Here is a 22,657-nt window from a genome sequence, read left to right as displayed (position 1 = left end):
TCAACGGATCAACGCGGCCCGTTGGCGTGCGGCGGTACCAGCTGCGCACGTCGGACAATGCCGAGCTGCTCGATGATCAGCGCCATTTCATTGGTGACCTCGGTACGCTCGGTCCCCTGCGGGACCAGGCGGTCCAGCACCTGCTGGTAGGTATCCCAGAACGCCGGACCGCATCCGTGTCTGTGATAACTGGCTTCCAGTTCGCGGCGTACCCGTTCAGCCAAGCCATGCATGCCGTATTCCATACGACCTCCGTTGGACTTGTCCTGCATCGTTGACGGTCTACCGACTCACTTGCGAGCTACTGAAAGACTCCCGGGCTTCACGCCCGGTTGATGCCAATTAGTCACAGATTTCACGACAGGTCAATTACATGCAGCGACTTTCGTGATCGAAATTATTAATCGTTCACAAAACCACATACGGGGAGACGGGGTCGCCGGATGGGGCGGACCCGACACACTACCCGATCCCCCCACCCCCTGTTCTAGTAGGCACTACCGATGGCCAAGCCCCGTTCCATCGAAGTTTCCTATATTGCTAAGCATACTTAGCAAACCACGCTTAGAGTGCTATATGCGACAAAATGCGGCGTAGCTCAGGCCTATTCTGCCTCTTTGGCCTCAGTCGCCGGGAACAGATGGGGGTAGCGTTGATGGAGGATGTATTGGCGCAGCGCAGGAATTGGGAAATCCTTGGGCCATTGCGACACAGCAGATCGGCTTATGCCAAAGAAGCGCGCCAGTTCGGCATCGGTCCGGAAACCCAGTCGGGTGCGCACCTGCCCCTTGCTCCAGAATTCGGTCACGGTCGGTCCTTCTGTTAACCAGACTTATTCTTGGAACAAGGGAACTTTGCGATCCACGCGTTAAGCTGGCTTGCATAGATGAATACTCTCGGCCAACGACTCGCCATTGCCATGAAGAAAGCCGGGCACCCTCGCCCGGCCGATCTGGCCCGCGCCGCCGATTCGACGACGGCAACCATCAGCAACTGGCTCAACGACCATGTCAGCCCCGCCCATGTAAAGGCCGAACAGCTGTTCCGCATCGCCGATGCGGCCAAGCTGGACGCGCGCGAACTGTTGTATGGCGTGAGCGGGCTTGGCGTCGGTGAGCGGGGCAATACCTATATCCCCAGCCAGGCCCACCTGGACGTCTGGCAGGACGCCTACGAACTGGTCAGCCATCTGGTGGAAGAGAAGGGCCTGGAGATCGACCATCGCCGCCACGCGGCCCTGGACCTGCTGGCCTTCGAACTGCTGATGGACGGCTTCAGCCGAAGCAAGGTCATCCGGGTACTGACGACCTCGATGACGTGAATGCACCGCCGCTGGTAGCATGGCCGTCGATGGGGATGGGGCTCCCCCGATAACCGCCTGAAAGGGCTGATGGCTCCTGCCAGACGAACCGGTGTTCGTCGACGGCAGGGCGTGCCCGCCTTCGGCGTTCGCCATCGAATCAGCGAACCCCTACCCGAGGCACGTGATGCACGGATTGAACAATTATTTGCTGGTCTTCATCGGCGGCGGGCTCGGCGCCTGCCTGCGCCACGCCTGCAACCTGATCGGTGCGCGGGTAGTAGCCGGCAGTCCGTGGCCCTGGTCGACCTTCCTGATCAACATCAGCGGTGCACTGCTGATGGGCGTGCTGGTCGAAGCCTTCGCCCTGCGCAATGGCGCCTCGCCGCAGATGCGCCTGCTGCTGGCCACGGGCGTTCTCGGCGGATACACCACGTTCTCCACCTATGCGCTGGAAATCGGCCTGCTGCTGCAGCGTGGCCAGCACGGCCTGGCAGCGCTGTATGCCGGCGGCTCGGTGGCTTTGGGCCTGGTCGGCCTGTTCGGCGGCATGAAACTGGCGCGGCTGGTGCTGGGCTGAGGCTCAGGCAGCGCCGGCGCGGACCTGTCCGCGCCACTCCCGCGGCGACTGCCCGGTATGCGCCTTGAACGCACGCGACAGCGCCGCTTCGCTGCCGTACCCCACGTCGTCGGCAATCCGCTTGAGCAGCCTGCCCTGCCGCAACGCCTGCTGTGCCAGGCCCACCCGCCAGCCCTGCAGATACTGGCCCGGCGTGGTGCCCATCGCCTCACGGAAGCTGGCGGCGAACACACTGCGCGACATGCCGGCGACGTCGGCCAGGTCTTCCAGCGTCCACGCCCGCGCCGGCGCTTCATGCATCGCCACCAACGCCAGTCGCAGCCGCGGATGACCGAGACCGGCGAACAGGCCGCCACGCATCTGGCCGCCTTCCATCAGCTGGCGCAGCACCTGGATCATCACCACCTCGAACAGCCGGTTGACCATCGCCGCCCGCCCGCAGCGCTGCTCGAAGGCTTCTTCGAACAGCAGCTCCAGCGCCGCGTCACCGCCATAGAGATCCGCCAGCGGCATGCAGATGAAATCGGGCAACGCGGCGCTGATCGGGTTGAGCCGGCCACCCTCGAAGTGCAGGTTGGCGCAGGCCATGTCGGCGCCCTGCTGCGGATCGGTACTGAACCGGTGCGGCATCGGCCGTGGGTAAAGCAGCAGGCTGGGCACCTCGACCTGCACAGTCTGCTGGCCATGACTGACCTGCAGCGGGCCCCGCCGCACCAGATGCAGCTGGCCGGCCTCATCCTCCCCCTGCAGGGTGTTGATACCGCATAGCGCGCCGGCATGGAACACCGAGGCGGTGACCGCGAAACGTTCGAGCAGGATGGCGAGACGGTCGACCACGGAGGGACTCCAGATCAAGCGAATAGGGTTCAATGCGTCACATCGTATCGGAATCGCCATCACAATGATCGACTGAACGTCGCCGTTCGCAGGCGCTCACCCCTCCTGTGCATGACGGATCACCACGAAACCCTCCTCCGGCGCAGGTGCCACGAAATGGCGGGTGATCTGCTCGAAGGCGTCATCGCTGGCCTGGAACGGGTGCTCACCGCGTGCGTTGCGGGCACGCAACCGCGCCTTGCAGATGGCGTCGGGAACATCGAGAAAATGCAGCTGATGGGCAACGCCGGCCGACTCGAACAGTCCGCGGCCCCAGGCACGGGCGGCGGGCGTGTTGAACGGAACGTCGAGCACGACGGAGACACCAGCCTGCAGGATCGCGCGGACATGCGGCGTCAGCGCAGCGCGCAGTGCTGACGCGCGCCGCAGGTAGTCGGCGACGGAATGGATCTGATCGGGATACAGCGCCGCCAGCCAGGTGTCTTCGCTGATCAGCACGTGGCACGGCTGCGCTACCAACTGCTGCGACAGGGTGGATTTGCCGGCGCCGATCTTGCCGCACACCAGGTGCAGGGTCGGGGCATTGCCGCTTGATGAAAGAGGGTGCATCAGCGTTCTCCTCGGTGGATTCCAGTACCCGGGAGAGCGCTGCATGCAACCCGCCTTCCCGGGCGGGTTGCATGGCCGTGACGACCGCGCGCTATCCCGCCTTCCCGTGGGGAATGCGGATAATCGACGCGGCAGTGTGCTGGGCCATGCCGCCAGCGTAGAGCGCGGCACGGCCGACCGGCAATCCCCTGCGGCAGTGCAGCGCGCGCAATAATTCGCAGGCATCTATGCTCGGCGCCATTCCCGGATGGAATGACCACGATGCGCCCCTTGCTTCGATGCGCCCTCGCCCTCGCCCTTCTGCTGCCTGCCGCATCGTTGTTGGCTGCACGAGCCACCGCACCCCGCATGCTCAGCGGTGAGCTGCAAGGGGCACCCTGGCGCCTGGACGTGCCGGCTGACTGGAACGGCGACCTGGTGATGCTGGCGCACGGCTACGAGCCGGTGGGTGTGCCACGCACTACGCCGATGGCCGCCAATGACAGCACCGCAGCACTGCTGGCCGCAGGCTACGCCGTCGCGCAGAGCGCGTATGCCAGCCAGGGTTGGGCGGTGGCCGATGCGATCACCGACATGGAACGCCTGCGCCAGCACGCGCTGGGCGAGCTCAAGCGCGTGCGCCAGACCTGGCTGCTCGGATTCTCGATGGGTGGCGCAGTGACCTTGGCCAGCCTCGAGCGCTACCCGCAGCACTACGCCGGTGGCGTCTCGCTGTGCGGTGCCAACCTCAGTGGCGAACAGATCGCCGCCGACCTGCTGACCACCCTGGTCGCCTTCGATTTCTTCTTCCCCAACGCGGCAGGCCTGCCCGCCGCCGGACTTGCCTCGCGTGAAGCAGCCGCGTTGCCGCAGGGAGCTCTCTATCAAGGCATCGCCGGCGCGCTGCAGCAGAATCCCCAGCATGCCGAGGTGCTGGCCAGGCGGCTGCAGGTTGCTCCGGATGCGCTGGCCGGTACGATCAGCCTGCATGCACTGGTCCTGCACGAACTGGCGACACGTAGCGGCGGCATGCCAGTGGGCAACAGGGGCGTGGTCTACCGCGGCTTCGGCGACGACACGGCGTTCAATGCCGGCGTGCAGCGTGTCGATGCGGTGCCCGCTGCACAGGCCGATGTCCGCGCCAAGCTGGCACTGAGCGGCGCGTTGAAACGACCGCTGGTGATCCAGTTCAACAACAACGACCCCACCATCGTGCCGCACATGCAGACGGTGTATCCGCAGCTGGCGGCGCATGCCGGCGCACGGCCGTTGCCGCGGGTGCTGCCTGCGGCAGGCAAAGGACATTGCGGCTTCTCTGAAGCAGACGTGGTCGAAGCGTTGAAGGCTGCACAGCAGTGAAAACAACGGGTGTCGCGGTGCATCAAGGCCGCAATGAAAGGACTGCTATGGTAGCCCCGCCCATTGACGGGCAAACAAAGGACTGACGTGATGATCAAGACGACCTTGAGGACCGTGATGCTCCTTGGCATGGCCGTGACTGGCCTGGCCTTCGCCGCAGATTCCTGCGACTTCTGCACGCTGAAGCTTGAACAGTGCCTGCGTGCAACCCATGGGCCATTGGGCAAGACCTCGCAGCAGTGCGAGGCCGAGTACCGCCTGTGCCGCGAAACGGATTGCCCGTCTCCCTGACCGGCGTCCCCGGCCGGCTCCTGCGGGAGCCGGCTCAGCGACGGCCGGCGTGCCCGGATTCCACCTCAAGCAGGCGCGCCGGCAACTGTTCCAGCAATGCGTCCACCGCCACCCGTGTCTTCAGCGGCAGGTGGGGAACACGCGGCCACACCGCATGGATCGGATAGATGGCACTGGAGGCAGCCGGGAAAACCTCCTGCAATCGGCCCAGCTGCAAGGCCTCGCGCACCAGCCAGTACGGGAGCCAGGCCACGCCCAGCCCCGCTGCGGCCGCATCGGCCAGGCCCTGCAGATCGTCCATCAGCACGCGCGCATCCGGCTTCAACACCTGCGGCTCGCCATCCACCCGCATCTTCCATTCCATCACCTGGCCGCGCCGGCTGTAAGCCACCGCCTCCAGCCCACGCAGTGCGTCGACGGTGTGTGGCAGCTCGCGCCCAGCCATGAACGCCGGCGAGGCGCAGATCGCCATGCGGTGTTCGCCCAGCAGCCGCGCGACCAGATCACTGCTGTCCGGCAACCCACCGATGCGGATCGCAAGGTCGATCCCCTCCTCACGCAGGTCCACGGCGCGATCGCTGAACTGCAGATCCAGCGCCAACGCCGGATGCTGCCGGGCCAGCTCCAGCAGGATCGGTGCAATGCACAGGTGGCCGAACAACACCGGCAGGGACACGTGCAGGCGACCGCAAACCTGGGTGCGCCCGCCCTCGAGCGCTGCCTCGCCTGCACGGATTTCCTCCAGCGCGCGCAGGCAATGCTGGTAGTAGAGCGCCCCCGCCTCGGTCAACTGCTGGCTGCGGGTGGTGCGCTGGAACAACTGCGTGCCCAGCCGTGCTTCCAGCCGCGCAATGCTCTTGGCCACCGCCGAACGGGTGACCTGCAGCGCGTTGGCCGCCTGCGCGAAGTTGCCGGCCTGCACCGTGGCCACGAACACGTCGATTCCGTTCAGATCGGACAGGGCCACAATGTATCCATCCAGGAACCAATGGAAAGACAAAATAGCGCCACTGGCGAAGATTTTAAAGTCTAGAGTGGGCACCCTTCCCGTCCACGCAGATCGCCTTCCGGCCATGAACAAGGTGCTTGTCCTCCATTCCAGCCTCAACGGCACCGCTTCGCGCAGCGCCGGCCTGATCACTCGTTTCCTTGCCGAGCGTGCAGCGCAGGGTTTCGATGACGCCGTCACCGTGCGCGACCTCACCGCACTGGACCTGCCGGTGCTGGATGAGGAGATCTTCCACGCACTGCGCGGTGCAGAGAACCCGGGGCCGCGTGCGCGACAGGCCATCGCGCTGTCCGATGCGCTGATCGGCGAACTGATGGACACCGACCTGCTGCTGATCGCCGCACCGATGTACAACCTCAACGTACCGACGCCGCTGAAAAACTGGTTCGACCTGGTCGCCCGCGCGCGCGTGACCTTCCGCTACACCGAGACCTGGCCGCAAGGCCTGGTCCAGGGCGTGGAAGCGGTGGTGTTCAGCCCGCGCGGCGGCGTGCATGTCGGCCAGGGCACCGACACGGTGACGCCTTACCTGCAATCGGTGCTGGGCCTGATCGGCATCACCGAGGTTGATTTCGTCTACGCCGAAGGCATGGACATCCGCCCACATGGCATCGAGCAGGGCATGGCCCGCGCGCAGGCACAATTGACCGCATTGGCGCAGCGCATGCCATTGCCGAACGCTTAGGATGCAGGGGCCGGCAAGCACCCTGCCGCCTCTTTCCCCGCTGAAGCAACACCCGATGGCCTTCTTCGAACGACTGAGCGAAACCCGCTACCTGCCAACCGAGCATACCGGCGGCGCCTGGAACACCCGCGAGCAGCACATCGCGCCAGCGATCGGCCTGCTGGCCCACCACCTCGAACGCGACGCCGCGGCGCGCGGCCATGGCTTCCTGATCGCGCGCCTGTCCTACGACATCCTTGGCACCGTTCCGATCGACACGATGGAAGCCGACGTACAGGTGCTGCGCGGCGGCCGCACCATCGAACTGGTGGAGGCCACACTGCGGCACGATGACCGTCCGGCGCTGCGCATGCGCGCCTGGTTGATGCGCCCGAACGATACCGGGGCGATCGCCGGCACGCCGATCGCCGGCATTGCTCCGCCAGAATCGATGCCGGTATGGGACCCGGGCACGGTCTGGCCCGGGGGTTTCATCCAGAGCATCGAGATCCGTCGCCACGATCAGGGGCCGGGCCGCGCAACCTACTGGGCCCGTGCAACGCAGCCGCTGCTGGACGGTGAGGCGGTCAGCCCATTGGCGCGCGCCGCCACGCTGTTCGACCTGTCCAACGGCATGGCGGTACGCGCCGACCCGAAGGAGGTCGCCTTCCCGAACCTGGACCTCACCGCTCACCTGTTCGGCATGCCCGAGGGCGAGTGGCTGGGCTTCGACACATCGGTGTCGTTCGGCCGCCAGGGCATCGGCCTGACCAGCACCGTGCTGCACGATGCGCATGGTCCAATCGGAACACTCGGCCAGGCGCTGACGGTGCGCCCGTAGATGCAACAGGCGGCATCAGCCGCCCAGCGTGCCCATGGTGAAGGTGTAGCCGGAACTCATCAGGAACTCGCGCATGCGCATTTCCGCGCGGCGCGGTGAAGCCAGATTGGCTGGTGCATACAGCGCGTAGACCACGCCCGCACCTTCGATGGCCTCGCGCCGCACGCCACAGTGGCGGGTCTCCGAGGCAATCACCCAGCCATCCTTCAACCGGTCCGGCCCGATCGATTGGCCGTTCATCAGCCGGAACGTCAACCAGCGTACTTCCGCAGCGGACTTGCTCATCGGCGGCATTCCGGCTGCGTGCTGTCGTCCATCATGTCCTTGCTCGCCATTGCAGCTCCCTGAGACGTGGAACCTGACCATAGCGCCTCCGCATGTCGCGGGTGAATGAGACTGGCCGGAGCGCTCAGGTCGCCAGGCCGAACCGCTTCCACAACGCTTCGCGCCCCGGCGGGGTCAGCCGCAGTTCGCGACGGCCTTCAACGCGCCGCAGCCAATCGTTGTTCACGAAGCTGTCCAGCAACGCCTCGCCGACCAGCCCGGCCAGATGCGGGCGCCGCTCGGTGCAGTCCAGGCATCCCCGGCAATAGCGCGCGGGCCTGACCGTTGCCGGATGCTGCAGCACCTCGGCCAGCGGCTGGCCGAGCTCCCGCAGGAACGCTGCCCCTTCTACGCTCACCTGCCAATAGCCGTCGCGCGGTACAAGGTGCCCGGCTTGCAGCAGGCGATCGGTGATGGCTACCGCATGCACCCCGGCCAGGTGCCGGTAGCACGAGCGAGCCTCGCGCAGCGCCGGCAGCTTGCGTGACGCGGCCGCGGTGCATGAGGGCGTGCGGTCGGCCACACGCAGGATGCCCTCCAGCATGTCCGCGACCTCGGTCGACGCCAGCCGATGGTATCGATGGCGCCCCTGCGGAATGACCACCAGCAGTTCGCCTTCGATCAGGCGCCGCAGGTGCGTGCTCGCCGTCTGCGGCGTCACCCCGGCCACCCGCGCCAGCTCCATCGCGGTGTAGGCGCGGCCGTCCATCAGAAGCAGCAACATTGCGGCGCGCGCCTGGTCACCGACCAGGGCACCGACACTGACAAGGGAACCGGAGGTGTGGACCATGCCGGCATTGTGGCATGCAGGGACCTGCCGACAGTTCGATGCAGACCGAAGCATTGCCTGCCCGCCTCGGCGCACAGTCAGCGCCCCGCTCTTCCGAGAACCACAGTGACGAATCCTTCGATCCAGCGTCGGTGCATCACCCCTTCGGTGCTGTACCCGGGTACGCCGGTGCTGCTGATGACTACGCTCAATCCCGACGGCAGCAGCAACATCAGCCCGCTCTCTTCTTTCTGGGCACTGGGCAACCGGGTGGTGCTGGGGCTCGGCACGCAGGGCCAGGGCTATCGCAACCTGCAGCTGCGCAACGAGTGCGTGCTGAATTTCCCATCCTCTGCGCAGGCGGCCGAGGTCGAGGCCATCGCGCGTTCGACCGGCCGCGATCCGGTACCCGATGCCAAGCAGGCGATGGGCTACGTGCTTGTGCGTGACAAGTTCGCGCTGGGCGGCTTCACCGCCGTACCGTCAGCACAGGTGGCACCCGCCACGATTGCCGAGTGCCCGCTGCAGGTGGAAGTCACGGTGATGGCCATGCACGCGCCAAGCGATGACGATGGCCAGCACTTCGTGATCGTCGAAGGGCGCATCCGCTGTGTGCATGCGCATGAGGCGATCACCCATCCAGGCAGCCAACACATCGATGTCGCCCGCTGGAAACCGTTGATCTACCTGTTCCGCCACTATCTGGGCGTGGGTGAACCCGTCGGGCGCAACTTCCGCGCGCAGACGCCGGTACACGAACCGGCGTAGAAGCGGTGATTCAAGGTGCCGGTGATGGTGGGTGGCTGGTCACTGGAATCCAGTACGACACCATGTCCACATAGCGACCGTCGCGCTTCACCGCGCGCGGCTCGACGCCGGATTCGGTGAATCCCAGGGACTTGTACAGTCCTCGCGCGGCAGCATTGTCTGCCAGCACCGCAAGCGTGAGCGACTCGATGCCATCCGTGCATGCCGCCGCGAATGCCGCAAGGAACAGTTGACGGGCGATGCCGTGACCACGATGGCCTGCACCAACATGGACGCTGTGGATCTCCGCCGTGTGCCGCCGTGCCAGCCGCACCGGACGCACATAGCGCAGGAAGCCCACCAGTGTTGCCTGGTCAAAGGCACCGAAGTAACGGGTATGAGGGTCATCGAGCTGCGCCTGCATCACCCGTGCGGTATCACCGGCGGCCTCGGCGAGCGTGGACAGGAATGCAGCGGGTGATTCACGCAGTGCCTGCAGGCGGGCCGCCCATAGCGTGTCCGCGTCGTCGTGCCCCAGTGGCCGGATGATCATGTCGCGTGCCTGCCACCATTTCCGTGCTGGAGCCAGCGTACCAGCCCCGCCTCAGTGGCGTTCACGCATCCGGCGCAACTCCAGTACGGCAAAGGTGTACCAGCCGAACGCCGGCAGCAGCGCGATGCGCTGGATCAGACCGCGGTACGACGGCGGACTGAACTCGGACATCATCAGCCACAGGTAGGCCATCCCCATCAGCGACGTCGCCGGCGCCACCCAGGCCATGCGCGGGGACGCGTCGGCACCGAGCGCTACCTGGAACAGCAGCGGGGTCAGGGTCGAGAAGATGCCGATGGCATGCATGCCGTGCAACGGGCTGCCCGTGGTGAAGGCGCTGTTGCTCAACGTGGCGACGCTGAACAGCACGGAGGTCACTGCGGCCAACGCGAATCGGCGCCCACGGGTCGAGCCTGACTCAACTCCTTCGCACGGCGCGGCTCAAGTACCACAGTTGAGCTACCTGCCAGCGTGCCACAGCGAGGTTGATCGGCCTTATACGATGCGAATCACGCTTTAGAAGCATCGACTTCGAGATGCTACCATCCAAGCGTCACTTCATAGGGATATAAAGCATGGGTGGTTTCAGCATCTGGCATTGGATCATCCTACTGGCGGTCATCCTGATTCCGGTTGGCATCATTGCGGTAGTGCTCAGCATCCTGAGTCGCCGCAAGAAGTGAAGCGTCTTTCAAGAGCACAAATAAGAAGGGGCCGCGAATGCGGCCCCTTCTTCTAGATACGGTGATCTACCACTCCGTCAGCGGATCATATACTCGACGTTGCAAACCTTAGCGACCCCGGCGCCACTACAGGTGATTGCCTTGACACTCCCCGTCGAAGACGGGCCAGATGCCGACATCGTTGCACCGAGCCCCTGGAGATGGGTGACCATCCGTGCGAGATTCTCCCCGCCGTAGTCAGTCCAAGTACCATTGACCTGCTGAATATCGGTCGGAATCAACTGCCCTGCAGCCGTTCGCTCGCTACCGACCTCGGACTGACCATTCTGATGTTCGAGGTTAACGATAACAACAACCGATGAGCCGTCTTTAAAGACGACCTTCATTATGATCCGCGCTTGGTCGCGCAGGCCTGTGTAGTTCGTAACGTGCTGCAGCAGGTCGGCCATGGCCGTGAAAACGTCAGCCCCGACTACTTTCGAAATGACCTCTGTGCTGCCCGTCGCAGTTTCGACCATTGCACGCAGGTTGTAGTCCGACACGTACTCGTAGGCCGTCATGCCACTTGCGCTCGGATTGAGCCCAAGCGTCGCGATGGGCACGATGAATGTGGGACGAAGCGTGCCACCACCGACGACCTGTACGCGATGAGCTCGGTTCACCTCTTCAACGGCACCCGCCGGCGGCGTCTCCCGTACAACGAGAGGTCCTGCGGCCCTCGGCTCAATGCCACCACCGCCGCCGCCGCCGGAGCTTGTACCGACGTAGTACTGCTGAATCTGGTTGGCAGTGACATTAAAAATCAGGTGAGTCCCTGGTCCTTGACGAACGGCCTCAGCGCGATAGTCACCATCAATTCGACAGGTTTCGCATCGTACAGCGGCAGCATTCACGTCTGCGACAAGAACGCCAAACCCAACAAATCCGAGCATCCCAGCAAGAGCGCACTTCAACAGCATTGTCTCTCTCCATGTTAGACCAATCAGCTATCGAGGCTCCTGTCTCTCGAAAGCCCAGTCGATACTATCTCAATCGCGTCGGAAGAAAAAAGGCGGGCGATTCCACCGCGCTCGCGATGGCCACGGCCAATGCCAGGTGCTGAGATCACCTGTGTTGCGGCGCCGCTCGGATGCTTGCCGGCACCCGGGCGGCGCCCTGTCTTGCTAGACGGTCACTTCGATGAGCGGCAGGTTGGGCGCAGCTTCCACCAAGCGCCCAGCCCGAACCCACACGTTGTAAGGGATCGGCAACTGGAGCTGACCAAACGCCCGCATCTGCACTCCGTCATAAGTGGTCAGCGTGCTGGTTCCGTCACTGTTGTGCGCAGTGACGGTCGCCAGCAATCGGGGGCTGCTGGTCACCAGCTCGCCGAATTGATCCCAGAGGCCAGTCCGCATCGGTGTAGTGCCTCTCCAGTGTAGCGGCCTGTTCAATCACAACGGCCTGCTGATCGATCACAACCTCGATGCGCAAGGACTCGCATTGCCCGTGCCAGGTGCCCTCAGCAGCAACGACCTCCACCAGATCCAAAGGCATGATGGCTCCCACTTTCCCCGCCTTCAGCGGCTTCGGGAAGAGGGGAACCGTCAGGTCTACGGCTGCCTGCTCACCGCGATCGCTCAGAACGTTGCGTCCTCGCTCAGCACCTGCCGCAGCGACGCTGATCAGCCGACTGCTCACTTGCTGAGCGTAGAGCTGCCCTGCCTCACCAGCTTTACGGACCTTGCAGGTGACTCCTTTCCCCGGAATCTCGCCAGTCACCACGACGGCGTCATACAGTGGCGCGCTCCGCATCTGCAAGCTCTCAGTCAGCACGATGTCTTCCTGCACGACATGGGCTGGCTGAGTGTCGCGCCATAGCCATGGGCTGACTGGGTAGCTCGCGCGGACGTGAAGCGAGAGGTCTTGCGGATGAGATTGAACAACCGCCCCGCTCGCCTCGGCCAGTGCACTGATCGCATCGAGGGGCGTGCTGGCGTCATAGAACCAAGCACCAGCGAGCACCGTCCAATCAACCGTCTCGTACTGGCTGGTGAATCCGGTATCGGCCAGCTCTTCGGCCACCAGCTGGGCCATGCTCCTGTCCTCGTTGGCAACCTTGACCCTTGCCGGCGCGTACGGCGCCGCAAGCAGGGCTGTCCGCGACCTGCCGCTGAGCCGGGCTCCCCCATCGGCAAACTCTCGCTGCTTCTGGAAGCTCTCGATGACGCCAGTCCACACATGTCCATTGAGAGATACCTCAAACTGGCGCGGGCCACCCGCCGTTGGCTTCAGCAGCGACAGTTGCGTTGGGTCCCCATCTATGCGCTTCACAACGATCTTGTCATCAGCCGTGTACGTGGAGTAACCCCAAGGCAGGAGTCGCAGAGGATTCATTGGCGGCGCGCCATGAGCGGCCAGCCAATCCAAGGCACGGGAGAGCGCCCCCACATAGTGTCGGATCGTTGAAGGCGCAAGATTCTGCTCGGGCTTCATGGTGGTCACCCACTCGGTCGCCCAAGTAAAGGTCAGCTGCGGCAAGGTGATGCCGATAGGCAACCGCGAGAGGAAGACGGGCAGCAGCTGCTCGTCATCGACAGAGGTGTGCTGCGCGCTCCGATACTCGGTTACCTGGCTGCGCAGATCCTTCGCCGCCGCCTTGGTGTTGGTCAGCTCCTCCGGCACTACCCCACGGTTGAGCAGCGCCTCAAGGCGACGCACGTACTCGTCCCGTTCCGCCTCCGTGGCAAAGCTCAGGTAGACCGACTGGGGCAACAGCCCCACCCGCCTGATCGTGTACTGCCAGAAGTCCCCCGGCGTCGCTTGGTTGCCATCCCTGCTCAAACTCGCGTAAACGCACTCGGCACGTGTGAACGCGAGTTTGCCACCCGAAAACGGGTGGCAGACCGATGATTTTGGGGGCGAATCAGGGGATTCTAGCCTTCGGCGCTAGACACCGGGCAAAGAAAAAGCCCTGACCGGAGTCAGGGCTTTTCAATTGGAGGCCTCAAGCGGAATCGAACCGCTGTAAACGGATTTGCAATCCGGTGCATAGCCACTCTGCCATGAGGCCAACGTACTGCGCGCCAGGAACAGGGCCCTGACAAGACAAAACCCCATGATGGGGCCTGTCGGAACATGGAGCGGGAAACGAGACTCGAACTCGCGACCTCAACCTTGGCAAGGTTGCGCTCTACCAACTGAGCTATTCCCGCGTAAGCCGACATGGTACCGGAAATCCGGGGCACACACCAGCTATTTCACCTTTCTGACTGCGCGTAAAGCCTCGTGGCCCAACGTGCCCCGCCTTGCCGTGGCGGGAGAAAAACAAGGCCCCTACCGGGGCCCTGTAGAATCTGGAGCGGGAAACGAGACTCGAACTCGCGACCTCAACCTTGGCAAGGTTGCGCTCTACCAACTGAGCTATTCCCGCAGATTCTTCGACCTGCGTCGAAGGAGCGCTATTGTGTCCAAATTCCTTCACGCCGTCAACAGTCTCACATCATGCGGTCACGGGCGTCCGCACTGGGGTACGCTGCCCCGCCCGGTCCCGTTCGCCCATGCTCCTTCGCGGCAAGCCCCTGTTGATCGCCCTGCTGTTGCATCTGCTGGTGGCGCTGCTGTACTCGGCGCTGATTCCGCTGGGAATGAACTGGTATCGCGACCATGTCGGCTTCACCTCCGGTCGCGGCATCAGCCTGGGCATCGCCCAGTTCCATCTTTTCTGGATGTTCCTAGGCGCCCAGCCGATGATCGCGGTGTTGCGACCGCTCTGCGCCAAGCTGCTGGTGCTGGCCATTCCCTTGGCCTTCGCGACCTGGACGCTGATGCACAACCACCCGCTGCGCCTGCTCTACTTCACCGCCGGGCCCAGCCTGCTGGCACTGGCCGCCATCGTGGCAAGCCTGCGCTACTCGTCGCGCGGGACCTCCCGCCCGACCACGGACACCGTTGATGCCTAGACGTTACATCCGCCTGTTCTGGCTGCTGGTCGCACTGACCTGGCTGGCACTGATCGCTGCACTGGTCAATGCCGGCTTCACTCCGGACTACTGGCTGCTGCACCACCTGGAAGGCGCCGAGCTGCCCTACCCGACCAGCAGCGTCATCATGTTCGCGCTGCTGGGAACCGTCGAGCTGGTGGTGGCCGCCCTGATCGTGCAGCCCTGGAAACTGAGACGCCTGTGGCTGCGCCTGCTGATCGCGTTCGCGTTGCTGGTGGTGTGGTCGGTGCCGTGGATGCTGTCCGCGATGCACCAGCCACCCGTGCACGGCACGCATCTGCTGTGGTTGCTGCTACTGGACGTGGGGCTGCTGCTGGCACTGTGCGTGGTATCGGCGGTGAGTGCAGCGAAGGCAGTGGCCAGGGCGCGGCACGGAACGCGCACCTAGACAGGAAGCACTGCCGTTACGCGCCCCCCGAAGGCTCTCACCTACAGGATTTCGTATCAATTGCATGTACGCAAACCCGGTAGCGGCGGGATGTTTGTCGCCCCTCCTTCGAATGGGCCTGCGTCAATGTCGCCCCGCGCGCTCCTCCCTCGGCCTCCCCGGATGTTCTGCTTGTGCCTGGCCATGCTTTGGCTACTGCTTGTTGCCGGATTCGTGCACGCTGGTTTCCAACCCGATCACTGGCAGATACGCCTGGGAAGAAGCACGACACCAACCTATCCGCTGCAAGCCGTCATTGGATTCTCGATGCTTTGCCTGGGAGAGATCGTCGTCGTTGCGTTGCTGCTCCGGCCCTGGTCTCTCTTTCGCTTGTGGTTGCGGCTGACGATCATGCTGGTACCGCTGCTCGCCTGGACATTGCTATGGAGCGTGTCCGCCATCCATCAACCCCCGGTGCGCGGCCTGCACTCCCAGTGGCTGCAGGCGCTCAGCGCAGGCATGTTGCTGACCCTTGCCATCATCGTCCCCGTCCAGTACTGGCCGCGCCTACGCCGCTGGCCCAACGGCTGATCGAATCTACTTCCGGAACTCCACCCGCACGTGCTGGCCGAAGCGTACCTTGGCCTCACCGTCGAATTCCAGCACGCACTCCACGACCTTGGCCACGCCGCGCCCGGCATCTTCAGGCAGGCGTGCCTGCGCGAACACCGGGCTGATGCGCACCACGCGTGCGGGCGGCAGTGCGCTGGTGCTCTCGGCACCATCGCTGTCCGGCACCACGGTGGCCTTCATGCCCACCTGCACGGCATCGGCATAGGCGGCGCTCAGTTCTGCACGCACCTGCAGCGGGCGCGCCGGCAGCAGCGAAATCGCCGGCTTGCCAGCCTGCACGAACGCACCAAGGCCCGGCACCTGGCCGACCACAGTGCCGGCTTCCGGCGCACTGAGCGACATCTGCTGCAGTTTCAGTTTCGCGTGCTCCAGCTTGTGCTGGGCCATGTCAACCTGCGCACCGGCCACGTCGACGTCAGCGCGCACAGCGGCCAGCTGCTGCTTGGCCGCATCGGCCTGCTGGTTGGACGACACACCTTCGCTGGCGCCGGTGGACAGGCGCGTGGCATTGCGCTCCAGTTCGCGCAGCTGCGCCTGGGTGCCCTTCAAGCGGTCATTGGCCAGGGCCAGATCGGCGGCGGCCATCGCCACTTCCTGCTGCAGCAGTGCACCGTCCAGCGACAGCAGCAGCTGCCCCTTCTTCACCGTGGCGCCCTCCTTCACCGGCGCGGCGGTGATCGAGCCATCCACCGGTGGCGCCAGCGCAATCAGGCCACCCTCGACGTCGATGATGCCGCGCGCCACCGCGACCTTGCTTGCGGTGGCAGTGCTGGCTTTGGCTGCGGGTGCCTGGGCAGGCACGCCCCTGGAACAGGCACCCAGCAGGAACGCTGCGGACAGGGCCAGGCTGAGCGGGAGCAGGTACAACATCTTGGTCATGGGGCGGGCTCTACAGTTTCGTTCTGGCGGCGGTCATCACGGACCATGCCGTCTTCCATGGCGATCACCCGATCGGCATGCCGGATCAGGCGCGGATCGTGGCTCACGCACAGCACGGTGGCGCCATGTGCACGTGCGTAGCGGTGCAGGATGTCGATCACGCGCTGGCCGTTCTCGGCGTCCAGCGCGCTGGTCGGTTCGTCGGCGAAGATCAGCGTCGGCGACTTGGCGAATGCGCGGGCAACGGCCACACGCTGCTTCTCACCGCCGGACAACTGCGCCGGGCGCATGTGGCTGCGGTGGCCGAGGCCCACCTCTTCCAGCGCCCTGCGGGCCAGCGGTTCACTTTCACGATTGCTCATCCCGCGGTAGCCCAGCGGCAACTGCACCTGTTCCAGCGCGGTCAGCGCCGGGAACAGATTGAAGCCCTGGAACACGAAGCCGACATGGTGCAGGCGGAAGCGCTCCACTTCGCTGCGCGTCATGTGGCCCACGTCCTGGCCGAGTGCGTGCACGCGGCCGCCATCGGGCGCAGACAGGCCGGACAGCAACGACAGCAGCGTGCTCTTGCCGCAGCCGGACGGGCCCGATACCAGAGTCAGCTCGCCGGGATAGATGTCCAGCGACAGGCCGCGCAGCACCGGCACCTGCACGTCGCCGGACATGAAGCCCTTTTCCAGTGCGTCGGCCTGCAGGGTCGGGGCGGCGGCGCGTGTAGAAATCATCGGCCGGCCCTCAACGCAGCAGCAACGATGGATCGGAGCGGACGACACTGCGTACCGCCATGATGCTCGACAGCATGGCCATCACCGCGACCAGCGCCACGCAGCCGATGATGACCATCGGCGTCAGCTGCACCGGCACGCGCTGCGTCTGTGCGATCAACAGCACGACGGTGCTGAACGCCGCCGCCAGCAACATGCCCACGCCGCCGATCAGCAATGCCTGCTCGAACACCACCCGCGCCAGTGCATAGCGCCCGGCACCGAGTGCGTTGAGCGTGGCGTATTCGCGTACCGACCCAGCCACCACGGAAGCAAACGACTGGTTGGTGATCACCGCGCCGACGAAGCAGACGATGACCGCCATGAACAGCACCGCGATGCCGGCGCCGGTATCGAACAGCCAGTATTGCTGCGAACGGCTGGCGAACTCCGGTGCGGTCCAGAACTCGACCGGCGTGGCCTGGCCCATCGACGCGGCCAGGCGGTCGCGCACACGGTCGGCCAGGTCCGTCGAGCGCAGGCCCGCCACGAAATAGGTACTGCCCTCGTGCGGATCGGTACCCGCGATGGCGCGCGCGGTATCCAGCGACGCCAGCACGTTGACACCACCAAGGCCACGCAGGCCCGGTTGTGCAGCCACCACGCGCACCGCCTTGCCGTTGATCCACGCACGGTTGTTCTGCAGGTCCACGCCCAGCGTGTCCAGGTCGGCGCTGTCGACGATCACCGCACCCGGCTCCCGCAGCTGCGCGCGCAGGTCGGCAGGCAGGATGCGCGCGAACATCATCGCGTCGTCCCGGGTAGAGATGCCGGACAGGTACACCGACACGTTGCCGGTACCCTGCGCGCTGGAACGCCACTCGCCATCGACCCATTCGTAGGGTTCGACGCGGGTGACGTCCGGGTCCATGCGCAGATGGCTTTCCACATCCGCGCTGATGGCATGGCCGTAATTGACGCTCTGGGTGCCAGGGAAACCGGCCCAGATATCGGCGGAGGATGCCTTCACGTAGATCGCCGCGGTACCGAAGATACCCAGCACCAGTGCCGCCTGCACGATCAACAGCACGCCGGCGAAACACATCGCCAGCACCACCGGCAGGAACCGGCGCCACTCGTAGGCCAGGGTCTTGCGGGCCAGCGCGATCATTGCGAGCCGCCCTCAGGCTCGACCGGCAGCGGCGCGCCGCCCAGGGCGCGGTACAGCGAGGCGAATGCGAGCACGCGCGCGCCCTGCGCACCGATCAGATCGGCCTGCGCGGCCAGTGCGGCACGCTGCGTGTCGAGCCCATCGAATTCGCTGGACAGGCCAAGCTGCACCTGCCGCGCCTGGCGCTTGACCTGCTGGCCCGCGGCATCATCGGCCGCACGCAGCGACTGGATGCTGCTTTCCTGCCGCGCCAGGCTGCCCAGCGCGCCTTCCACTTCGCTCACACCTTCGAGCACCGCCTTGCGGTAACCAAGCAGCGCGGCATCCAGCTGCTTTTCATCGGCGTGGAAGCGCGCGCGACGCTGGCCCCAGTCCCACAGCGGAATATCGACGTACGGGCCGATCGACGGACTGGAATCGGAATTGGAACGGGCGTTCTGGGTGAGGTTGTACGCGTACAGGATGGAGCCGCCGAGGCTGACCCGCGGATACATCGCTGCGCGCGTCGAGCCCTTGCTGGCCGCGGCCTGCATCACCTCCGATTCGGCCAGCAGGATCTGCGGCCGATGGCGCAGCAGATCGGCCGGGACCTGCTGCAGCGAGAATGCGCCCAGCGTCGGCGGCGTGCGATAGGCACGCCACGCCGGGTCCGGGCCATCACGTCCCAGCAACAAGGCCAACGCACGGGCAGCGTTGTCCGCAGTCTCGCGGGCCTGCGCCGTCGCCGCACGGGTGGCGGCCTGGCGTGCACGCAGGCGGTCAAGTTCGCCGGGCTCATCCAGGCGCAGGCGCTGGCGGACCAGCGCCAGTTGTTCGCCGCGATCGTCCACGGCCTGTTGGCGCACCAGCAGATCCTGCTGGGCCTGCGCCATGGTCAGATCCAGATAGCTGCGCACCACGTCGGCAATCACCGCCACCTGCGCGGCATTGCGCAGCGCCTCGGCATTCCCGGCCGAGGCCTGCGCGCTGAGCTGCGCGCTCTCGGCAGCGCCGAACAGCCCCAGGTCCCAGATCGCTTCGATACCCGCGTGGAAATAGGTGTCGACCGCGGCGGCGTCCTGCACCTGCTTGGCGCTGGCCGAGATTTCGGGCAGGAAACGCGAGTCCGACGTGCCGGCGACGATCCGCACGGCCTGCAGGCGCAGCGTGGCCTGCTGCAGGTCGAGGTTGCCGGCAATGGCCTGATCGACCAGTCCATCCAGCGCCGGGTCGGCCAGCACTTTCCACCACTGCTTGGCGTCCACGGCCACGCCCTGGCCCTGCGGCACCCGGGTCCAGGTGCTGGGCGTGCGATCAGGCAGGTCCGGCACCGGCACCGACATGCAACCGGCCAGGGCCAGGCTTGCCAACAACGCAGCGGGGCGGAGCACTGGATGCAGGGAAAGTCCGTGCCCGGCCCTGGGCACTGCCACTGAACTGATACGCCTGACCACCAGCCCGCCAACGTGTAGAAGGAGCATGAAGGCTACCGTGGGATTGTGGAGCAAACATGGAGAACTGGTCGAAAATCAGTCACAACAGGCGTTCGGTTCAGGCAATGCTGCCCCAGTCTTTCACCACGCTTTCAATGCGTTCCCAGCACGGAACACTGGACGCCCTCCACTGCGTATTGCACATTTCGGCGTCGCCCTGCCTCGATGCTGCCTGCCCGTGAATCGTACCCATGCCGGGCTACTGACTGCCTCGATTACGTCACTGATCGCCGGTGCGCTCGTTGTCGCGCTGACCACCCCACTGGCCTCGAACGTCCTGCTGCTCCTGATGGAGCGCAGCAACTTCATTCCTGCCGAATCCTCGATCCTCACCTTCGAGCCGTATGCCATCAATGAAGGCTCGTCGAATTACTGGCTGTACGGGAAGGACCGGACCTACCACTACCATTTCACCTACGAAGACGATGTTCCCTACGTCTACATCCCGCGGGACAGCCGCTGCCCCGGCTTCGACCAGCATGACGCCCGGACCTGGTGCAGCCCCCTGCCCGGCAAGCCGCGCTAGCGCCCCCCTGCGATGAAACCCGTGTGACAAACGAAAAACGCCCCCTTGCGGGAGCGTTCTTCTTGAATCTGGAGCGGGAAACGAGACTCGAACTCGCGACCTCAACCTTGGCAAGGTTGCGCTCTACCAACTGAGCTATTCCCGCAGATTTCGTTCGACCTGCGTCGAAGGAGCGCTATTGTGTCGATATTGCTGCACGGCGTCAACAGGAATTTTCAGGTGCATCGCGGTGCGACGTTCAGGCCCTGGGCCCTGGCCTCAGGGGCGCAGGCCACGGCGATGGAAGTAGATCTGCTCGGCGATACGCCGCGTGGCGCCCGTGTGCAGCAGTGCATTGAGCGGCCAGTCGGCCTGCAGATGGTCCATCGCCCAGCGCAGCAGGCGCTTGCCGTGGAAGGCCGGGGCGGCCTGCCGCGCCACCCGTTCGGCGTCCGGCCCTTGGCCGCGCAGATGGCGGGCAATCGCCTCTCCGACCGCCCAGCCATGCCGCCACGAGGAATGGATGCCGCCAGCCGACAGCGGCGAGACGATGCCGGCGGCGTCACCGGTCAGGATCAGGCGATGGCCGGTGATCGGCCCATCCGGCCGGCCGCAGGGCACCAGGCCGGCGCGGGTGGCCGAAGGACGCGCTGAAGGCGGAATGCCGACCACATCGCGCACGTGGCCGAGGAAGCCATCAATATCCGGCGGCCGTACCTGTTGCGGATCATGCCGCAGCGCCAAGCCGACCTGCAGGCCGGTTGGATTCTGCACGACCCAGCCGATATAGCCCGGCGCGTAGCGCTTGCTGACGAAGCAATGCAACGCATCGCCCTGCGGCAATTGACGGCCGGCAAACTCACGCTCGACGCCGAAGAGGTTGTCGCGCACCTGCCCGAGTCCGGTGCGCTGGGCCACGCGCGAACGTGCGCCATCGGCGCCGACCAGATAGGCGCATCGCCCTGCCCCATCCACCTGCCAGCCGTCACCACTGCGATGGGCATCAGTGAAAGACTGCTGCAGGCGAAGGTCGACACCGTTCGCGCGCAGTTCGCTGGCCAACCAGCGCATCAGGTTCGGCGTATCGGTGGTGAGGAAGTAGTAGCCCGGCGCGGCCAGCAACACGCTGCGCAGGTTCGGCGCATACAGGCGCACATTCGCGACGCGTTGCACGAGGTGTTCGGGCATGCGCCCCAACCAGGCCTGCTCCATCGCCTCCTTCACCACGATGCCGGTAGTGTGCAGGCGCTCGCCGGGGTCGGCCTTGCGTTCAAGTACGCAGACCCGCAGGCCGTACTGGGCGGCGGCCAACGCGCAGGCGGCACCGGCGAAACTGGCGCCGACGATGACCACGTCGTGGTCATAGGCAGAGGATTGATGAGGCATCGCGGGATCACCGGGCTGTAACGGAGACGCAGCTTCGCGAGCGCGCGTGGTGAGGCGATGGAGTGGCGGTGAAGCCGGGATGAAGTGCGCTGGACGCAAACGAAAAACGCCCCCTTGCGGGAGCGTTGTTCTTGAATCTGGAGCGGGAAACGAGACTCGAACTCGCGACCTCAACCTTGGCAAGGTTGCGCTCTACCAACTGAGCTATTCCCGCTTGGGAGGCGAAATTCTACCTATTCCAAGGATGGCGTCAAGCGCTTTTTTTCAGGGTCTGCGACGCGCCCGGCGCCGCGTATCCACGCCATGCGTGGATGGATACATCGATGGGGTCAGAGCCCTTTCCTGAGCAAAGGGATCCGACCCCGGGGCTCAGTTGCCCAGCTTCTTCTGCCGCGCACGCTCGCGTGCCGCGCGCTCGTCATCACGCAGGCTCGGCCAGGCGGCGTGCAGGTACTGCAGGCCGGACCACAGGGTCAGCACGGCGGCAATCGCCAGGGTCCAGTCGCCGATGTGGAACACCGGCCAGCCCATCCAGATGTCTTCCACCGGGACGTTCGGGGCCACCGAATACAGCAGGCACAGCAGCGCGACCATCTGCGCGGTGGTCTTGACCTTGCCGATCATCGCCACGCGCACCTTGGCGCGCTGGCCCAGCTCGGCCATCCATTCGCGCAGCGCCGATACCGCGATCTCGCGGCCGACGATGACCGCCGCCCAGAACGCCATCCACGGCGTCGGATGACCCTGCACGATCAGGAACAGCGCCACCGCCACCATCAGCTTGTCCGCGACCGGGTCGAGGAAGGCACCGAAGGCCGACTCCAGCTGGTACCGGCGGGCGATCCAGCCGTCGAGCCAGTCGGTGATCGCGGCCAGGCCGAAGATCGCCGCCGAAGCGAAGTTGGTCCAGGTGTAAGGCAGGTAGAACACCAGCACCAGCACCGGGATCATCACGATCCGCAACAACGTCAGCCAGGTGGGCAGGGTCAACTTCATGCTTGCGTGCTTCTCT

General features: G+C 65.1%; 28 protein-coding genes, 5 tRNA genes and 1 riboswitch. Of the genes, 11 read left to right on the top strand and 22 right to left on the bottom strand.

Annotated features, from left to right (window positions below):
• Window positions 1-8: 8 nt before the first annotated feature.
• Both B9Y82_RS05715 and B9Y82_RS05710 read right to left on the bottom strand, forming a co-directional pair.
• Window positions 9-245, bottom strand: a complete 237-nt coding sequence (locus B9Y82_RS05715; RefSeq protein ID WP_100471884.1) for a hypothetical protein — start codon at window positions 243-245, stop codon at window positions 9-11.
• 359 nt (window positions 246-604) lie between these two features.
• A complete protein-coding gene (locus B9Y82_RS05710) occupies window positions 605-808 on the bottom strand; it encodes a hypothetical protein (RefSeq protein WP_100471883.1) in 204 nt (67 codons plus the stop codon).
• Between the two features lie 111 nt (window positions 809-919).
• On the opposite strand from B9Y82_RS05710, the gene B9Y82_RS05705 reads away from it, so the two are divergent.
• Together B9Y82_RS05705 and crcB are read left to right on the top strand one after the other, a co-directional pair.
• On the top strand, window positions 920-1,321 hold the full coding sequence (locus tag B9Y82_RS05705) for a helix-turn-helix domain-containing protein (protein WP_005415999.1): 402 nt from the start codon (window positions 920-922) through the stop codon (window positions 1,319-1,321).
• A gap of 22 nt (window positions 1,322-1,343) precedes the next feature.
• Window positions 1,344-1,407: riboswitch (Fluoride riboswitch) on the top strand.
• Window positions 1,408-1,487: 80 nt separating this feature from the next.
• Window positions 1,488-1,880, top strand: a complete 393-nt coding sequence (gene crcB / locus B9Y82_RS05700; protein WP_100471882.1) for a fluoride efflux transporter CrcB — start codon at window positions 1,488-1,490, stop codon at window positions 1,878-1,880.
• A gap of 3 nt (window positions 1,881-1,883) precedes the next feature.
• Here the strand turns inward: crcB and B9Y82_RS05695 are convergent, their stop codons facing one another.
• The gene (locus B9Y82_RS05695; protein WP_100471881.1) at window positions 1,884-2,717 is read right to left on the bottom strand and encodes an AraC family transcriptional regulator; all 834 of its coding nucleotides are present in this window, start codon (window positions 2,715-2,717) and stop codon (window positions 1,884-1,886) included.
• A 96-nt stretch (window positions 2,718-2,813) separates the two neighbouring features.
• Window positions 2,814-3,326 carry an AAA family ATPase gene (locus tag B9Y82_RS05690; RefSeq protein WP_100471880.1) on the bottom strand — a complete coding sequence of 171 codons (513 nt, stop codon included), beginning with the start codon at window positions 3,324-3,326 and terminating at the stop codon, window positions 2,814-2,816.
• A 261-nt stretch (window positions 3,327-3,587) separates the two neighbouring features.
• Between B9Y82_RS05690 and B9Y82_RS05685 the strand changes: the two genes are divergently transcribed.
• Together B9Y82_RS05685 and B9Y82_RS05680 are read left to right on the top strand one after the other, a co-directional pair.
• The gene (locus B9Y82_RS05685; RefSeq protein ID WP_100471879.1) at window positions 3,588-4,664 is read left to right on the top strand and encodes an alpha/beta hydrolase; all 1,077 of its coding nucleotides are present in this window, start codon (window positions 3,588-3,590) and stop codon (window positions 4,662-4,664) included.
• A 90-nt stretch (window positions 4,665-4,754) separates the two neighbouring features.
• Window positions 4,755-4,955 (top strand): hypothetical protein, encoded by a 201-nt coding sequence (locus B9Y82_RS05680; RefSeq protein ID WP_100471878.1) that lies wholly within the window; start codon window positions 4,755-4,757, stop codon window positions 4,953-4,955.
• Between the two features lie 34 nt (window positions 4,956-4,989).
• On the opposite strand, the gene B9Y82_RS05675 is transcribed toward B9Y82_RS05680, so the two are convergent.
• A complete protein-coding gene (locus B9Y82_RS05675; protein ID WP_100471877.1) occupies window positions 4,990-5,922 on the bottom strand; it encodes a LysR family transcriptional regulator in 933 nt (310 codons plus the stop codon).
• A 106-nt stretch (window positions 5,923-6,028) separates the two neighbouring features.
• Here B9Y82_RS05675 and B9Y82_RS05670 point away from each other — a divergent pair, with 106 nt between their 5' ends.
• Together B9Y82_RS05670 and B9Y82_RS05665 are read left to right on the top strand one after the other, a co-directional pair.
• On the top strand, window positions 6,029-6,649 hold the full coding sequence (locus B9Y82_RS05670; protein WP_100471876.1) for an FMN-dependent NADH-azoreductase: 621 nt from the start codon (window positions 6,029-6,031) through the stop codon (window positions 6,647-6,649).
• Between the two features lie 55 nt (window positions 6,650-6,704).
• Window positions 6,705-7,469: a thioesterase family protein gene (locus B9Y82_RS05665; protein WP_100471875.1), complete on the top strand. Its 765-nt coding sequence runs from the start codon at window positions 6,705-6,707 to the stop codon at window positions 7,467-7,469.
• A gap of 15 nt (window positions 7,470-7,484) precedes the next feature.
• Here B9Y82_RS05665 and B9Y82_RS05660 read toward each other — a convergent pair whose 3' ends face one another.
• Both B9Y82_RS05660 and B9Y82_RS05655 read right to left on the bottom strand, forming a co-directional pair.
• Window positions 7,485-7,754: a hypothetical protein gene (locus B9Y82_RS05660; RefSeq protein ID WP_008267735.1), complete on the bottom strand. Its 270-nt coding sequence runs from the start codon at window positions 7,752-7,754 to the stop codon at window positions 7,485-7,487.
• A 124-nt stretch (window positions 7,755-7,878) separates the two neighbouring features.
• Window positions 7,879-8,583, bottom strand: coding sequence for an ArsR/SmtB family transcription factor (locus B9Y82_RS05655; protein ID WP_100471874.1), 705 nt, complete (start codon window positions 8,581-8,583; stop codon window positions 7,879-7,881).
• Between the two features lie 105 nt (window positions 8,584-8,688).
• Between B9Y82_RS05655 and B9Y82_RS05650 the strand changes: the two genes are divergently transcribed.
• Window positions 8,689-9,330: a flavin reductase family protein gene (locus B9Y82_RS05650; RefSeq protein ID WP_100471873.1), complete on the top strand. Its 642-nt coding sequence runs from the start codon at window positions 8,689-8,691 to the stop codon at window positions 9,328-9,330.
• Window positions 9,331-9,340: 10 nt separating this feature from the next.
• Here B9Y82_RS05650 and B9Y82_RS05645 read toward each other — a convergent pair whose 3' ends face one another.
• The 7 genes from B9Y82_RS05645 to B9Y82_RS05610 form a co-directional block, all read right to left on the bottom strand.
• Window positions 9,341-9,862 carry a GNAT family N-acetyltransferase gene (locus B9Y82_RS05645; RefSeq protein ID WP_100471872.1) on the bottom strand — a complete coding sequence of 174 codons (522 nt, stop codon included), beginning with the start codon at window positions 9,860-9,862 and terminating at the stop codon, window positions 9,341-9,343.
• 51 nt (window positions 9,863-9,913) lie between these two features.
• Window positions 9,914-10,240 (bottom strand): hypothetical protein, encoded by a 327-nt coding sequence (locus B9Y82_RS05640; RefSeq protein ID WP_157804596.1) that lies wholly within the window; start codon window positions 10,238-10,240, stop codon window positions 9,914-9,916.
• 382 nt (window positions 10,241-10,622) lie between these two features.
• Window positions 10,623-11,504: a hypothetical protein gene (locus B9Y82_RS05635; RefSeq protein WP_238381543.1), complete on the bottom strand. Its 882-nt coding sequence runs from the start codon at window positions 11,502-11,504 to the stop codon at window positions 10,623-10,625.
• 352 nt (window positions 11,505-11,856) lie between these two features.
• Window positions 11,857-13,299 carry a hypothetical protein gene (locus tag B9Y82_RS20820; RefSeq protein ID WP_238381542.1) on the bottom strand — a complete coding sequence of 481 codons (1,443 nt, stop codon included), beginning with the start codon at window positions 13,297-13,299 and terminating at the stop codon, window positions 11,857-11,859.
• A 224-nt stretch (window positions 13,300-13,523) separates the two neighbouring features.
• A tRNA-Cys gene (locus B9Y82_RS05620) sits at window positions 13,524-13,597 on the bottom strand.
• Window positions 13,598-13,663: 66 nt separating this feature from the next.
• Window positions 13,664-13,739: transfer RNA gene (locus B9Y82_RS05615), tRNA-Gly, on the bottom strand.
• 142 nt (window positions 13,740-13,881) lie between these two features.
• A tRNA-Gly gene (locus B9Y82_RS05610) sits at window positions 13,882-13,957 on the bottom strand.
• A 127-nt stretch (window positions 13,958-14,084) separates the two neighbouring features.
• Between B9Y82_RS05610 and B9Y82_RS05605 the strand changes: the two genes are divergently transcribed.
• The 3 genes from B9Y82_RS05605 (at window position 14,085) to B9Y82_RS05595 (ending at window position 15,486) form a co-directional block, all read left to right on the top strand.
• Window positions 14,085-14,486, top strand: coding sequence for a hypothetical protein (locus tag B9Y82_RS05605; protein ID WP_100471868.1), 402 nt, complete (start codon window positions 14,085-14,087; stop codon window positions 14,484-14,486).
• On the top strand, window positions 14,479-14,916 hold the full coding sequence (locus B9Y82_RS05600; protein ID WP_087922096.1) for a hypothetical protein: 438 nt from the start codon (window positions 14,479-14,481) through the stop codon (window positions 14,914-14,916). The genes B9Y82_RS05605 and B9Y82_RS05600 overlap by 8 nt, the downstream gene beginning before the upstream one ends.
• Window positions 14,917-15,099: 183 nt before the next feature.
• Window positions 15,100-15,486, top strand: coding sequence for a hypothetical protein (locus B9Y82_RS05595; RefSeq protein WP_157804595.1), 387 nt, complete (start codon window positions 15,100-15,102; stop codon window positions 15,484-15,486).
• Between the two features lie 6 nt (window positions 15,487-15,492).
• On the opposite strand, the gene B9Y82_RS05590 is transcribed toward B9Y82_RS05595, so the two are convergent.
• Genes B9Y82_RS05590 through B9Y82_RS05575 form a run of 4 tightly spaced genes read right to left on the bottom strand, consistent with a single transcriptional unit; the run spans window position 15,493 to window position 19,742 of the window.
• Window positions 15,493-16,407 (bottom strand): HlyD family secretion protein, encoded by a 915-nt coding sequence (locus B9Y82_RS05590; protein ID WP_100471866.1) that lies wholly within the window; start codon window positions 16,405-16,407, stop codon window positions 15,493-15,495.
• Window positions 16,404-17,132, bottom strand: coding sequence for an ABC transporter ATP-binding protein (locus B9Y82_RS05585; RefSeq protein ID WP_100471865.1), 729 nt, complete (start codon window positions 17,130-17,132; stop codon window positions 16,404-16,406). The genes B9Y82_RS05590 and B9Y82_RS05585 overlap by 4 nt, the downstream gene beginning before the upstream one ends.
• Before the next feature lie 10 nt (window positions 17,133-17,142).
• The gene (locus B9Y82_RS05580; protein WP_100471864.1) at window positions 17,143-18,282 is read right to left on the bottom strand and encodes an ABC transporter permease; all 1,140 of its coding nucleotides are present in this window, start codon (window positions 18,280-18,282) and stop codon (window positions 17,143-17,145) included.
• Window positions 18,279-19,742, bottom strand: a complete 1,464-nt coding sequence (locus tag B9Y82_RS05575; protein ID WP_100471863.1) for a TolC family protein — start codon at window positions 19,740-19,742, stop codon at window positions 18,279-18,281. Before B9Y82_RS05575 ends, B9Y82_RS05580 begins: the two co-directional genes overlap by 4 nt.
• Here B9Y82_RS05575 and B9Y82_RS20815 point away from each other — a divergent pair.
• Window positions 19,741-20,280 carry a hypothetical protein gene (locus tag B9Y82_RS20815; protein ID WP_238381541.1) on the top strand — a complete coding sequence of 180 codons (540 nt, stop codon included), beginning with the start codon at window positions 19,741-19,743 and terminating at the stop codon, window positions 20,278-20,280. The genes B9Y82_RS05575 and B9Y82_RS20815 overlap by 2 nt on opposite strands.
• A 69-nt stretch (window positions 20,281-20,349) precedes the next feature.
• Here B9Y82_RS20815 and B9Y82_RS05565 read toward each other — a convergent pair.
• From B9Y82_RS05565 to pgsA, 4 genes are all read right to left on the bottom strand, one after another.
• Window positions 20,350-20,425, bottom strand: a tRNA-Gly gene (locus B9Y82_RS05565).
• Window positions 20,426-20,538: 113 nt separating this feature from the next.
• Complete coding sequence (locus tag B9Y82_RS05560; RefSeq protein ID WP_100471862.1) at window positions 20,539-21,645, bottom strand: NAD(P)/FAD-dependent oxidoreductase; 1,107 nt, start codon at window positions 21,643-21,645, stop codon at window positions 20,539-20,541.
• A gap of 138 nt (window positions 21,646-21,783) precedes the next feature.
• Window positions 21,784-21,859 (bottom strand) — tRNA-Gly (locus tag B9Y82_RS05555).
• Between the two features lie 155 nt (window positions 21,860-22,014).
• Window positions 22,015-22,641, bottom strand: a complete 627-nt coding sequence (gene pgsA, locus B9Y82_RS05550) for a CDP-diacylglycerol--glycerol-3-phosphate 3-phosphatidyltransferase (RefSeq protein ID WP_012510614.1) — start codon at window positions 22,639-22,641, stop codon at window positions 22,015-22,017.
• Window positions 22,642-22,657: the final 16 nt, after the last annotated feature.

The organism is Stenotrophomonas maltophilia, assembly GCF_002799155.1.
Taxonomy (GTDB): domain Bacteria; phylum Pseudomonadota; class Gammaproteobacteria; order Xanthomonadales; family Xanthomonadaceae; genus Stenotrophomonas; species Stenotrophomonas maltophilia_R.
This window is presented reverse-complemented; position numbering and strand designations above follow the sequence as displayed.